Source organism: Bacillus sp. NP247, from assembly GCF_018966865.1.
Classification (GTDB): Bacteria; Bacillota; Bacilli; order Bacillales; family Bacillaceae_G; genus Bacillus_A.
On record NZ_CP076653.1, the window covers coordinates 3,944,530 to 3,958,348 of the forward strand.

Below are 13,819 nucleotides of genomic sequence, written 5' to 3' on the forward strand. Positions count from 1 at the left end.
AACTCATCTATAAGATGAGTTTTTTTATGAATAGCAGGGCCTATATTTTGCGCATAGTATGTGATAAGAAGATTACATACAAGTAGGTGAAGGCAATGTTTCGTTATTTTAAGTTTAAGCTAAATGATACAGTACAGTTTGCTGAAAACGATGGGCATATGTATCGCATTGTCGGTTATCGGTTAGAAAAAGGGTTTTACCCAAAAGATGAATGGACTCATATTATTTATGAACTACTTAGAGAATTTGACGGGTATACGATGGATGCGGAAGAAGAGGAACTTGTGAAAGTCATTCAAGTAGAGGATGAGTATTACAAAATACAAGAAGTATCGGGGTATCGTTATCCAGTAAAAATGAAGCAAAAGCAGCAAGTTATGAAAGGAGAGAAAATAGACGACTTATTAGATACGTACAACGACTATAAACGATTGGCGGATTTCTTTAAAGATTTATTGTATGAACAAAAAGCTGAAGAAGTGTTGCAGGAGATGAAAAGGCTTAGAGCGTGAGGGGACAGTCGATTATAAGACTGTCCTCTATTTTTGACGGTGCATCAAAGTATGTTTTCCGTTACAATGAGAGAATCAATAGAAATAAGGTGATTATAGTATGGAAACAAAGAAAAAGGGCGAATGGTGTGAAATTACGGTTCCAGCGACGTGGAATGGTATAAGTATTGAGTCGTTGTTAAAAGTAGAATGGGAAGTACCAAAAAAGTTATTACATCAGCTTCGTATGGAAAAAGGTGTTACGGTTAACGGAGAACAGAGGAGATGGAATGAACTTTTAAAAGAAGGAGATAAGTTACAAGTTCATATGTTTATGGAGGAGGAGTACGGCGTAGAGCCGGAATATGGTGAATTAAATGTAGTGTTTGAAGACGATCACGTACTCATTGTAAATAAGCAGGGGCAAATGGATACACATCCTTCTGAAAAAAATGGGACGGGAACACTTGCCAATCTTGTTGCTTTTCATTTTCAAATGCAAGGTTTAGAGACGAAGGTTCGTCATATCCATAGGTTAGATAAAGATACGACAGGTGGTGTTGTATTCGCAAAACATAGAATTGCGGGTGCAATTATGGATCGTCTATTAATGGAACGGAAAATCAAAAGAACGTATACGGCACTTGTTGAAGGAAGAGTAAAAAAGAAGCAGGGGACAATTGACGCTGCCATCGGAAGAGATCGACATCATGCTACAAGGCGCCGTGTTTCTCCAAAGGGAGACCAAGCTATAACGTATTATAAAGTAGAGAAATATTTTAAAAAACAAAATGCGACGCTCGTAACGTTACAGTTAGAAAGCGGTAGAACGCATCAAATTCGCGTTCATATGAGCTATAATGGAAATCCATTAGTTGGGGATGTATTATATGGTGGGCAAACAAAATATATGTCCGGGCAAGCGTTACATGCGATGAAGATTAATTTTTTGCATCCGATTACGAAAGAAGAGATCGTGGTTGATGTACCTTTCCCTACAAATTTAAACGATATAATGAAAAAATTTGAAAGAGAAAATGGATAAAGTGTAAGTTTAAAGTTGAAAAAGGTAGATTTTTGCAGGGATTTCTCTAAAAGAGGCGAAGCCGTTAAGAGAAAAGAGAGGTGAGAATTACTTGATCAAATATAAATATATGCTAGGGATATTTTTCGCTTGTCTTTCATTTACTTTATGTATTTATCCATATTTACCAACTCGTATGGCAGTGCATTGGAACGAGAATGGTGGAGCGAACGAGTTTATGAGTAAACACGTTGTCGTATTATTTATCCCTGCCCTTATTATCATTTTACATGGATTAGTATATGTTATTTCACATAATATATATAAGTTTAATGAAGGAGAGCATCTCATTATAAGTGGATTTATAAAGAGTATTACTTTATTTATGGTGTTTGTCCATATACTAATTCTCTTTGTTAATTTGGGAAGTATTATATCCTTTCAGACAGGACTAACGATTGGAATTAGTATGTTTCTTTTTATGTTTAGTAAAGTGTTTAAAAAGGTGAAGGATAGAGAGAAAGAACCGATCAAATTACAAAAAATCCGTTTAGTTAGTAGGCGAATCTTTCAAGGAATGGCATGCAGCATATTATTTTCATTGCTTTTGAGCCTGAAGTGGGGATTTTATCTGTTAATTAGTGTAATAAGCTGCGGGTCTATTTTGTTTATGTTCTACAATTTATACGCATACATATTAGAAAGCTATGAAACATAAAAAAAGAGTCTTCTCATTATGCAGTGACCCCTGTCAAGTAGACAGTATTTAAAAAGCGCAACTAAGCAACCTGAGTTCTATATTTATATGGACTCAGGTTATTTAATTTCTTTTGAAATCTTTGATGATTATAAAAGTGCATATATTTACGCACGGCAAGTTTGACCTCATTCGCTTTATGGAAGGAGTGTAAATGAAAACACTCTGCCTTAAAGTGACTGAAGAAGTTTTCCATACAAGCATTATCCCAACAGTTGCCTCTTCGAGACATACTTGCCTTCATCTGATATTTTTTAAGTAATTGATTATATTGACGAGATGTATACTGGGACCCTTGATCACTATGTAAGAGGATTCCCTTCACATTTCGTTTTTTCTTTGCCTTTTTCAGTGTATCTAACACAAGTTTCAAGTCGTTTCTACGACTGGTTTCATAGGCAACAATTTCATTATTGTATAAATCCTTAATAGCGGATAAGTACAAGCGCTGTCCATTGAAAATCAAATAGGTAATATCGGTTACCCATTTCTCATTCGGTTTTGAAGCTTGAAACTCCCTATTTAGATGGTTCTCTGAAATCACATAAGCTTCTTTTTTTCCGTAATAAGGTCGTTTTTTCCTAATTACGGCTTTGATACCTAGTTCACGCATCAATCTTTGGATGCGCTTATGATTCAAATAAAGGTTATATGTGGCTTTCAGCCACACTTGTATTCTTCTATATCCATAAATTCCTCTTAATTTTTTATGACACGCCAATATCTTTTTCTTAATTTCGATATCCTCTGATTGTTTTTTTGAAGGCGTCGTATGCCGTTTTATCCATTTGTAGTACCCACTTCTGGTTACACCAGCAATATCGCATAGAATGGTCACTGTATAACCTGTTTTTGTCATTTCATGGATGACTTCGAATTTTTTCGTTTTGGATACGACTTTCATTCCTCCTTTTACATCCCTAAGAGCTTTTTTAACATTTCATTTTCCGCTTCTAATCGTCTGATCTTAGCTTCTGGATCTTCGGGTCTAACCCTTGGTCTACCTAAACCTGGTCCTTTCGCTTTACCGCGTTTTTCTTCTAGTCCTTTGATTCCTTCAGCTTCAAAGTGTTTCACCCAACGACTTACAACCGAGTGATGAATACCTAATTCTTTCGCAATGTTTTTATAACTCATGCCGTCTTTTAAGTATAAATCTATAGCTTGTTTCTTAAATTCTACATCGTAAGTGACTCTAATTTTTCCCATAAAAAATCCCCTCCATAGTAAACAGGGTAATGTGCTTTCTTTTTCCTGTCTACTATAAGGGGATCATATCATTAGGAGAAGACTCTTTTAATCTATTTACTTCGTAATAAATTGTTGTGTCCAGTAGTTGCCGCTCTCTACATAGCCAACACCGATATGAGTGAAGCCACTATTTAAGATGTTTGCACGGTGTCCAGCACTGTTCATCCAAGCTTGTACAACTTCTTCTGGAGTACGTTGGCCTTGGGCGATGTTTTCACCTGCAGATTTATAAGAAATACCAAATTTCTTCATCATGTCAAACGGAGACCCGTATGTAGGACTGTTATGATCAAAGTAGTTGTTTTTTTGCATATCTTCAGACTTAATGCGTGCTACTTTGCTTAATTCAGTATCGATTTGTAATGCTGGTAAGCCTTGTTTTGTACGCTCTACGTTTGTCAATTCAACAACACGTTGTTCGAATTCGCTTAAAGATTTTGCTTCTTCAGCAGGCTTTTGCTCAGCAGGTTTTTGTGTTTCAGTTTGAGTATTGTTATTTTCAGCAGGTTTTTGAGCTTCTGGTTTTTGAACTTCTTCAGCAGGCTTTTGTTCAGCTGGTTTTTGAGCTTCTGGCTTAGCTGTTGGTTGTTCAGTTACAACATTTTCAGTAGGCTGTTGACCAGGAATGAAGCAATCTTGTTGGAATTGACCTTGATTCCATTGTGCTAATGACTCAACTCCCATAGATTGTAAGAATGCTTGTAATTCTTGTTGGCTCATTTGCTTCATCATTACCTTTGAATGCTGAATATTTTGAACCTTTATGTTAGATGGTTGTACTGTTGCAGCTTGTGCATCTAAAGAAGATACTCCTAAAGTAAGAGCTGTTGCAGCAGCTACAGATAATAAAACACGCTTTTTCATGATGTGTGTCCCCCTATATAAAGTTTTAATTTGTTTTCACACGATTTATTTTTGACAGCCTGTCTGACTGACAAATCCATCGTAGCATACAATTTGCGAGAAAAAAGATGGAAAAAAATTCATAGACTTTAAATTTACCTAATTTATCCTAAGAGAAGAAAAGTGAAGAAATAAGAGAAACATAGAGTATAAAAGGAATTTTTAGCATTTTTATACTTGGTTTTAAGAGAGTGTTTTTGGATATATTTACCTGAACGAAAAATAAAGAATCCTATTGTATCAATGGTTTGAGCATTTTTTTGAGGAATATACTGGATTGATTTTTACAAAACTGTAATGTTTCTGTTGTTCTTTTTTATAATAAAGTAACATATTTTTAATGTTGTAGCAGACAAAAAAGCGGCTATCTCTTTACATAGACGAAGGAGATAGCCGTTTTCCTATTATTACGTATGTTACGAGTTATTACAAGTTGGTTTCAATTGCTTCTAATAATAAATCTACAATGTGAATTCCTCTCATTTTATGAGAAAGATTTTCTCGTTCAATACCTAATTTCATTTGCAAGAGACAACCTGGATTTGCAGTAACAATTGTCGCCGCGTCTGTTTCATGCACACGGTCCATTTTATAATCTAGAAATTCCATTGATAACTCTGAATGAACAATATTGTAAATGCCAGCAGAACCACAGCAACGGTCCGCATCTTTCATTTCACGGTATGTTGCACCTTGGATTGCTTCTAGTAACATACGAGGTTCAGAAGATGTTCGCATAACGTTGCGTAAATGACAGGAGTCTTGATACGTAATGATTTGCGGCGTGAGTCGTAAGTCATTACGTTTATGGAAATCTAGTTCTACTAGTATAGCAGTAATATCTTTAATTTTAGAAACAAATTGCTTTGCGCGCTCAGCCCATTCTGGATCATCCTTTAAAAGATAATCATAGTCTACGAGGTAAGCTCCGCAACCACCTGCATTCGTAATAATATAATCGATGTTTAAATCTTCGAATGCTTTTATATTTCGTTTTGCTAATTCTTTTGCTCCACTCTTTTCACCAGCATGCCCATGTAATGCCCCGCAGCAACTTTGTGTTTTCGGAATAACGATATCACAACCAGCTAACTGAAGAAGTTTCATCGTTGCGTTATTTGTTTCTAAAAACATCGTATCCATTAAACAGCCTGTGAAGAATGCAACTTGTTTCTTCTTTGCCACCTCAGCAGGTAAAAATTCAGGACGATCTTTCATTGCTTTCATTTTAGGGACTTTTGGCAAAACGAGATCTATCGTTGCAAGTGTTTCAGGGAATAACTTCATAATACCAGTTTTATGTGTTAGCGTTTGTAAACCAGATCGCTGGTAAAATCCGATTAGCCCTGTTAATGTTCTCATTCGATTTTGATGCGGGAATAGTCCTTCAAAAACGACTTTACGAACGGCTTTCACTGGCATCGAGAATTTTTTATTTTGATTAATAATATCACGAGCTTCTTCTAATAAATGTCCATAATTCACACCAGACGGACAAACAGGTTCACAAGCACGACAGCCAAGGCAGACGTTTAATGTATTTTCAACATCTTCATCTGGCTCAATTAAACCATCAGCGACGGCTTTCATTAATGCGATACGCCCGCGCGGCGAATGTGATTCTTTATACCCGGATTGAATATAAGTAGGACAAGTCGGTAAACAAAAACCGCATCGCATACAATTTAATAGTTCATCTTCACTTAATCGTTCTTTAAATTCCTTTTGAATGTTTTCTGTATTTAATGTGGTCATCGCTCAACCACCACTCTTTTACGAGAGTCTTTCGCGAACATCTTTCCAGGATTCATAATGTTGTTTGGATCGAAGGCTTGTTTAATCCCTTGCATAGCAGCGATACCTTCTTTACCTAATTTCATTTCTAAATAAGGAGCTTTCATCGCGCCAACACCATGTTCACCAGTAATCGTACCACCGAGTTCAATCGCTTTTGCAAATATTTCAGCAAAAGCTTGTTCAGCACGGTGCATTTCTTCTTCATTACGGGCATCTGTCATACAAGTTGGGTGCAAATTACCATCACCAGCATGACCAAAAGTACAAATAGGAATATTATATTTCTTCGCAATGGCATTAATTGCTTCAACCATTGGAGCGATTTGTGAACGTGGTACAGTTGCATCCTCTAATATTGTTGTCGGCTTTAGTCTTGCAAGTGCTGATAGTGCACTACGGCGTGCTGTACGAAGCGCATCTGCTTCGGCTTCATCTTTTGCAACGCGAACATCGACCGCATTCATAGCACGGCAAACGTTAGCCATTTTTTCGATATCTCGATTGACAACCTCGGGCGGGCCATCTTGTTCAATTAATAAAATTGCTTTAACGTCAGTTGGTAAACCGATTTGTGCAAACTCTTCTACAACTTCAATTGTTGGTTGGTCTAAAAATTCGAGTGTAGCTGGAATAATTTTATTTGCAATAATAGCAGAAACAGCTCGAGCAGCTTCGTTAATATCTTCATATAGCGCAAGCATCGTTTTCTTCGTTTCAGGCATAGGGACAAGTTTTAATATAGCTTCCGTAACAACACCAAGTGTTCCTTCAGAACCAATAAATAAACGAGTTAAATCATAACCAGCTACATCTTTTGCTAATTTACCGCCAGTGCGAATGATATCGCCGTTCGGTAAGACAATTTCAAGTCCCATTACATAATCACGTGTTACGCCATATTTTAAACCACGCAATCCACCTGAGTTTTCATTAATGTTACCGCCGATTGTAGAAATTTTCATAGAGCTTGGATCTGGTGGATAAAATAAACCTTTTGCTTCTACTGCTTTAATAATATCAAGTGTAATAACACCAGCTTGTACAGTAATTGTTAAATTCTCTTCGTCAATTTCTAAAATATTGTTCATATGGCGGAAAATAAGGACGATACCACCTTCAAGTGGACACGTTCCAGCGCAAAGATTTGTTCCAGACCCGCGAACATATACAGGAATTTTATGAGTGTTACACACTTTTAACACTGCGGCTATTTCATTTGTATTACGAGGAGCAATGACTGCATCAGGCATCGCTTGGAAGTTTGGAGTGGCATCATAACTATAAGCTAAACGCCCCATATTGGATGTATCTACATTATCTTCGCCAACAATAGATACGAATGAATCAATAATTTGCTTTTCTAACATTGGAAATCCCCCTCAAACTGTTAACGTATTTCGTCATAGTAAAAAACGTTGTAACAGTGCTTTCATTATAATGATAAAAAAGTCGGGGGATTCTTTCTATGTACAATCATCTAAAGATTAATCTATTTTATCGTTATTTTTTGTATGATTATCTAATAAGAGGAGTGCGAAGTATAAAATATTTAAATCTTTGAATTGTTTCGGGTCAAGTCCTGTATGTTCTTCAATTTTTTTTAGCCTGTAATGCAATGTGTTAATGTGTATATGTAATTGCTCAGCTGTCTGCTTATAAGATTGGTTATAATCGATAAATAAACGTAAAGTGTGCATAAGCTCAGGAGATGATACTAAGTTTTCAATGGTACGCTCTAGAAACTGTTCCCGAGTTTCGGTAGAAATATCTTGTAAGCACATTTCTAAACGTAAATCTTCATTAAATACAATTTTTTTCGTTTCAAGTGATACTGAAAGGGCGCGTAATGCTTGTTCGTACGATAAGTTCATATTGCTTGGCGTAACTGTTTGTCCAATCCCGATATATAAAGTAATAGAAAATAAAGTTTCACAGTCTTGTTTTAACCGTTTTAAAAATTGAAAGGTTTGCTCTTTGGATTGTATTGTTGTAAACAAAATAAACCGATCATTTCCCCAGCGAACAAATAAATTTTCTTTTGCTAAAATGTTGCGCATATGTTGCCAAATTTTACGTTGGAGCATCGTATTATCTTGGGAGATTGATAATAAAATAAGTTGTTTCTTCTTGTATAAATCAATGCCAAGCGTTTTTGCACGATCGAGAAAACTTGGAGACCAGTCTGTATTTTGAAGCCAATCAAAGACAAATGCTTCATAAGAACGGTGCTCAAGTTCTAGTTGTTCTAAAAAGTAGTTTTCATGAATTAATAATTCGGTCATCTTACGTAATATTTCTCCGTATTGTGAAATATTTTCAGGTTCTCCTGTAATTCCAATCACGCCAATTACTTCGTCATGGAATAGTAAAGGAAGATTCATCCCAGCTTTTACACCTTGCAGTCGTCGTTCATCATCTTTTGTAATAATGACAGTTTTCTTTTGTTTCGCGCAGCGGAGTGCACCTTCGTGAAATTGACCGATTCTTATCGCATCTGTACTTGCGATAATAACTCCTTGTATATTAATAATAATAATGTTTTCAGTAATTAATCTGCGTACTTCACGTACAATTTTATTCGCTAAATCAGGAAAAAGCATAATTTGCACACCTCAAATTCTATTTGTTGTACATTATATATGTAAGTTTATTAATAAAGGAAGATTTCACATTTTCCACACATTTATTTGTTATTTTACAATTATAACGAAATCATCCGAAGATGGAGGGAATCTTTTGAGAAAGTATGTTTTTCTTCTCTGTTTTTTATTTCTATTAGTAGGGTGTCAAGGAAGTTCGTATACACCGATTGCTAAAGATAAAAGTGTTATTATAACAACGAATATAAAGGAAGGTAGTATTAGTTTTATTGATAAAAAAACAAAGAAGCTATTAACAACATGGGAATTAAATGAGCCGATTGCGGGGGGTACGCTACTTCCAAATGGCGAGGAAATACTCGTTTATGGTAAGCAATTAGAATATATGTATGTATATTCACTAGCAGAAGGGAGACAAGTGGAAAAATATAAGACTGGAAAAGGAATTGCTAATGTTATCGCATCAGATGATGGAAAACAATTATTTGCTGCCGATCAAAATGAACAAAAGGTAAGATTCTTTACGATAAAAGGAAAAGAGACAGGGAGTGTTTCAACAGGAAAAGGGCCGATAACGATGGTAGAGCATCATAACCAGTTATCTGTACTAAACTTTTATGATACGAAACTAACGACTATTGATACAAAGAAAAAAGAAGTGATACAGTCCTTTATGATTCCGCCAGCATCAACAGGAGCGACGGTTAGCGCTGATGGGAAAGAAATATGGATTGGTGGACATGGTGATGGAAGTCAAGTGAATGAGAAAGTATTAGTGTATTCTTTACAGAGCGGAGAGATGATGCGTTCTTTACATGCTCCATTTATGCCTGTGAATATAACAAAGGATGATAAGTTTGTATATGCCCTAAGTCACGGTTCGAATACGCTTAGAAAGTTTGATGCAAGTACGTATCAAGAGGTAGGATTTGCAGAAGTAGGATCTAATCCATTTGCATTTTTGAAAAGCGGTGCAGAAGGATATGTAGCTAGTTATGATAGCGATGAAGTATGTGTAATGGATATGAAGAATATGAAAATAAAACAAACAATTAAAGTCGGAAAAGGACCGTTTCAACTCATGGAGAGAGAAGGGGAAGGACAATGAGTAAATATAACGTGCTAGTCGTAGATGACGAAAGTGATATGAGGCAACTTGTCGGAATGTACTTAGATAACTTCGGATACGAGTGGGGAGAAGCTGAAAATGGAAAAGAGGCACTTCGAAAATTAGAGACGGATCATTACGATTTCGTTGTACTAGATATTATGATGCCTGAGATGGATGGGCTTTCAGTTTGTAAAGAGATTCGAAAAACGTCGGATGTACCTATTATATTTTTAACAGCAAAAGGTGAAGAGTGGAATAGGGTGAACGGCTTACGTATGGGAGCAGATGATTATATTGTAAAGCCATTTAGTCCTGGGGAACTAATTGCTCGTATGGAAGCTGTTTTAAGACGATATACAAAGCAAGAACAGCAAGAAGAGATTCAATTTGGACCGATTCTTATCAATGAAAAAAGTAGGAGGATCGAGACGAATGGTGAGACGATTCCTCTTACGGTAAAAGAGTTTGATTTACTATATTTTCTTTGCCAACATAATGGACAAGTATTTAGCCGGGAACAATTACTTGAAAAGGTGTGGGGATATGATTATGCAGGAAGTACAAGAACGGTAGATACGCATGTGAAAACAATGCGTCTAAAGTTAGGAGAAAGTGGAAACTACATTCAAACCGTTTGGGGTGTAGGTTATAAATTTGAGGTGTAACGTATGTTTACGATGATACAAAAGCTTTGGCTTACAGTAGTATGTGCAGTATGTGTAACAGTTTCCTTTCTTTATTTTGTATCTTTATACTCATATGAAAAGTTATACGTTGATAATTTAAAAGATTCATTAGTAATGGAAGGGAAACGTCTTGCCTCGCAATATGATAAGAGTGAAGGAGTATCCACTTTTGAAGAGAAAGTAAGGGCATACGATCAAATATCTAGTTCAGATGTCCTTTTCGTATACAATCCGCGTGATTTAAGCGCATGTTTGCCTTTTGATGTTCACCATCATTCTCTTATAAGTGAAGGGGATAGACAGGCGCTATTAGATGGGAAAACTGTGACAAAGATAGGATATGAAGAACATTTTGATCGTAATATTATGGGCGTTGTCATCCCTGTTTTAGATAATAAAAATTAGTTGGTATTGTATACTCTTATATTCCTTTAAAAAGTATAAAAGACTTAATATTTGATATGGGTCTTATTTTAGCGCCGTTAGCAATTGCAATGATTTTAATTACAATATGGATGGGTAGAAAAATTATTATTGCTATTACGAGACCACTTTCGCAAATGGAACGAGTTGCAAATCATTTGGCTACTGGAGATTTCTCAGAGCGGATTACAATTTCTTCAGAAGATGAAATTGGACGATTGGGAAAAGCTTTTAATAAAATGGCAAATTCTCTAGAAACAGAAGATGTAAAGCGTAAGGAATTTTTAGCTAATGTTTCGCATGAACTTAGAACACCGCTTAGTTATATTAAAGGATATAGTGAAGCTATTTTAGACGGTGTAGCGAAGGGGCCGCAGCAGGAAAAAGTAACGCAACTCATCCATAAAGAAGCAGATCGCATGCAGCGTCTTGTTCATGATTTATTAGATCTAGCGCAGCTAGAAGGTGAACACTTTCCCCTAAAGAAACAGCCTATCGTTTTTTCACAGCTTATTGAAGATGTACTAGATACGTACGAGTTACAGTTTATAGAAAAAAAACTTCGTATTTCAACGGATTTAAATCCTGAAATTATCGTAATGATTGATGAGGATCGTATGCAACAAGTACTTCATAATGTGTTAGATAATGCGATACGTTATACAAATCAAAACGGGGATATCATAATAACATTAAAGCAAATAGATGATTATTGTGAATTGCACATAAAAGATACAGGAATAGGTATTGATAGAGAGCATTTAGAAAATCTCGGGGAACGCTTTTATCGAGTAGATAAAGCGAGAAGTCGTCAACACGGTGGAACAGGTTTAGGCCTTGCAATTGTAAGGCAAATTGTTCATATACATGATGGTGAGTGGAGAATAGAAAGTGAAAAAGGTAAGGGAACGACAGTTATTATTAAATTAAAAGCACAAGGTGAGGAGAGCATATTCTAACTTTTGGAATATGCTCTTCATATTGAAGGTAAATAGTTACGCGTAAATGTATTAATTAATATCCAACAAATATCAAAAGGTTGACTATTTTATGAACAAAACATTTGTACTTCTTACTAATTCGTTCTAAAATGGTTATGGATGCTAAGTTCTTATAAAACGTTACAATTGTTGTTTGGAAGATACTGAGGTGATTTAACTGGAGTACAAATCTATTAAACCGAAAAAAATTTACGAAGAAGTATCTGAAGCTATTTTAACAATGATTAAAAATGGTACGTTAAAACCTGGTGACAAACTACTTCCTGTTCATCAATTGGCTGAGCAGTTTCAAGTTGGCAGATCTGCTGTTCGTGAAGCGCTAAGTGCGCTAAGAGCAATGGGCTTAATTGAAATGAAACAAGGAGAAGGTACATATGTAAGGAATTTCGATTCTTCTTCATTAACGAAATCACTAAATAACAAGTTATTAATGAAGAAAGAGGATATTTTGAATTTATTAGAAGTACGGAAGGTGCTCGAAGTGGGGGCAGTTCGAGCGGCAGCGGCAAAACGTACGGAAGCTAATTTACAAAATATGAAGTATTGGTTAGATGAAATGGCAAAGAGCATTGGAGATGAAAAGGCTGGCGAAAAAGCAGACTTTCAGTTCCATATGGGAATTGCAGAATCTTCGCACAATAACATCTTACTTGAGCTCATGAATCATGTTTCAGAGATGATTGCTGAAACGATTGGTGAATCAAGACGCATTATTTTATATGGTGAACAAACAACATCAGAACGACTTTTAGAAGAGCATCAATCTATATATAATGCGGTGTTAAAGCAAGATGTGGAATTAGCGCAGCAAGCGATGCTAAATCATTTAATAAATGTAGAACATATTGTCACAGGTAAAAGCGATATAAATTCGTAATTTAATCTTTTAAAATTCTAATTTTCTGATAAAATAGAGAGAATAAGTAAACGTTTTCTTTGGAAGAGGGAGAGGATAGGCCATGGTTGAGCCTATTTCTTCTAATCTTAGTCATCTGATGACCATATGATTGTTGGCGAAGTTGTAATGAGGGGGAATTATAGTTATGAAAGTTACTTTATTTGTTACTTGTTTAGTCGATATGTTTGAAACAAACGTCGGCAAAGCAACAGTTGAAGTATTGGAGCGTTTAGGTTGTGAAATTGAATTTCCAGAAGCACAAGTTTGTTGTGGTCAGCCTGCTTATAATAGCGGCCATGTAGAAGCAGCAAAAGAAGCGATGAAACATATGATTGAAACTTTTGAAGATGCAGAATATATCGTTACACCATCTGGCTCTTGTGCGACAATGTTTCATGAGTATCCGCATGTTTTTAAAGATGATCCGAAGTGGGCTAAACGTGCACAAAAGGTTGCTGATAAAACATATGAATTTACACAATTTATTGTAGATGTTCTAAAAATTACAGATGTTGGTGCAAGTTTACCAGGGATAGCTACTATTCATAAATCTTGTCATATGACACGTCTGCTTGGAGTAAAAGAGGCACCAGGAATTTTATTATCAAACGTAAAAGGATTAACTGTGAGAGAACTGCCAAACGTGCAAAATTGTTGTGGGTTTGGGGGAACGTTTTCAGTTAAGATGACTCCAATTTCTGAGCAAATGGTAGATGAAAAAGTAGATAGTGTAATGGAAACAGGTGCTGATTATTTAATCGGTGCAGATTGTGGGTGTTTGTTAAACATTGGCGGACGTATTGAGCGTTTAGGAAAAGAAGTAAAAGTAATGCATATTGCTGAGGTCTTGAATAGTCGCTCATGAAGGGGGAACATA

13 protein-coding genes and 1 pseudogene are annotated in these 13,819 nt (G+C 35.9%); 8 read left to right on the forward strand and 6 right to left on the reverse strand.

The annotated features are described in order from the left end of the window. The first annotated feature begins 95 nt into the window (after window positions 1-95). The 3 genes from KPL75_RS20540 (at window position 96) to KPL75_RS20550 (ending at window position 2,233) form a co-directional block, all read left to right on the forward strand. A complete protein-coding gene (locus tag KPL75_RS20540; protein WP_219917550.1) occupies window positions 96-512 on the forward strand; it encodes a histidinol dehydrogenase in 417 nt (138 codons plus the stop codon). Between the two features lie 100 nt (window positions 513-612). Continuing rightward, the gene (locus tag KPL75_RS20545; protein WP_219917551.1) at window positions 613-1,536 is read left to right on the forward strand and encodes an RluA family pseudouridine synthase; all 924 of its coding nucleotides are present in this window, start codon (window positions 613-615) and stop codon (window positions 1,534-1,536) included. A 91-nt stretch (window positions 1,537-1,627) separates the two neighbouring features. Continuing rightward, on the forward strand, window positions 1,628-2,233 hold the full coding sequence (locus KPL75_RS20550; RefSeq protein WP_219917552.1) for a DUF1648 domain-containing protein: 606 nt from the start codon (window positions 1,628-1,630) through the stop codon (window positions 2,231-2,233). Window positions 2,234-2,294: 61 nt separating this feature from the next. On the opposite strand, the gene KPL75_RS20555 is transcribed toward KPL75_RS20550, so the two are convergent. The 6 genes from KPL75_RS20555 to KPL75_RS20580 form a co-directional block, all read right to left on the reverse strand. Continuing rightward, complete coding sequence (locus tag KPL75_RS20555; protein WP_219917553.1) at window positions 2,295-3,176, reverse strand: IS3 family transposase; 882 nt, start codon at window positions 3,174-3,176, stop codon at window positions 2,295-2,297. Between the two features lie 8 nt (window positions 3,177-3,184). Beyond that, window positions 3,185-3,481 (reverse strand): transposase, encoded by a 297-nt coding sequence (locus tag KPL75_RS20560; RefSeq protein WP_016096828.1) that lies wholly within the window; start codon window positions 3,479-3,481, stop codon window positions 3,185-3,187. 96 nt (window positions 3,482-3,577) lie between these two features. Next, window positions 3,578-4,387 (reverse strand): CAP domain-containing protein, encoded by an 810-nt coding sequence (locus KPL75_RS20565; RefSeq protein ID WP_219917554.1) that lies wholly within the window; start codon window positions 4,385-4,387, stop codon window positions 3,578-3,580. Window positions 4,388-4,852: 465 nt separating this feature from the next. Continuing rightward, window positions 4,853-6,181, reverse strand: a complete 1,329-nt coding sequence (locus KPL75_RS20570; protein WP_219917555.1) for a (Fe-S)-binding protein — start codon at window positions 6,179-6,181, stop codon at window positions 4,853-4,855. Further along, window positions 6,178-7,590, reverse strand: coding sequence for a glycolate oxidase subunit GlcD (gene glcD, locus KPL75_RS20575; RefSeq protein WP_219917556.1), 1,413 nt, complete (start codon window positions 7,588-7,590; stop codon window positions 6,178-6,180). Before glcD ends, KPL75_RS20570 begins: the two co-directional genes overlap by 4 nt. Before the next feature lie 117 nt (window positions 7,591-7,707). After that, window positions 7,708-8,823, reverse strand: coding sequence for a CdaR family transcriptional regulator (locus KPL75_RS20580; RefSeq protein ID WP_219917557.1), 1,116 nt, complete (start codon window positions 8,821-8,823; stop codon window positions 7,708-7,710). A gap of 136 nt (window positions 8,824-8,959) precedes the next feature. Here KPL75_RS20580 and KPL75_RS20585 point away from each other — a divergent pair, with 136 nt between their 5' ends. The 5 genes and pseudogenes from KPL75_RS20585 to KPL75_RS20605 all read left to right on the forward strand — a co-directional run bounded on the left by KPL75_RS20585 (window position 8,960) and on the right by KPL75_RS20605 (window position 13,807). Then, window positions 8,960-9,931: a YncE family protein gene (locus KPL75_RS20585; protein ID WP_219917558.1), complete on the forward strand. Its 972-nt coding sequence runs from the start codon at window positions 8,960-8,962 to the stop codon at window positions 9,929-9,931. Further along, a complete protein-coding gene (locus tag KPL75_RS20590) occupies window positions 9,928-10,599 on the forward strand; it encodes a response regulator transcription factor (RefSeq protein WP_070141381.1) in 672 nt (223 codons plus the stop codon). The genes KPL75_RS20585 and KPL75_RS20590 overlap by 4 nt, the downstream gene beginning before the upstream one ends. A 3-nt stretch (window positions 10,600-10,602) precedes the next feature. Continuing rightward, window positions 10,603-12,002: pseudogene (locus KPL75_RS20595) on the forward strand (sensor histidine kinase). A gap of 262 nt (window positions 12,003-12,264) precedes the next feature. Beyond that, window positions 12,265-12,921, forward strand: coding sequence for a FadR/GntR family transcriptional regulator (locus KPL75_RS20600; RefSeq protein ID WP_258236978.1), 657 nt, complete (start codon window positions 12,265-12,267; stop codon window positions 12,919-12,921). A 166-nt stretch (window positions 12,922-13,087) separates the two neighbouring features. Continuing rightward, complete coding sequence (locus KPL75_RS20605) at window positions 13,088-13,807, forward strand: (Fe-S)-binding protein (protein WP_219917559.1); 720 nt, start codon at window positions 13,088-13,090, stop codon at window positions 13,805-13,807. Window positions 13,808-13,819: the final 12 nt, after the last annotated feature.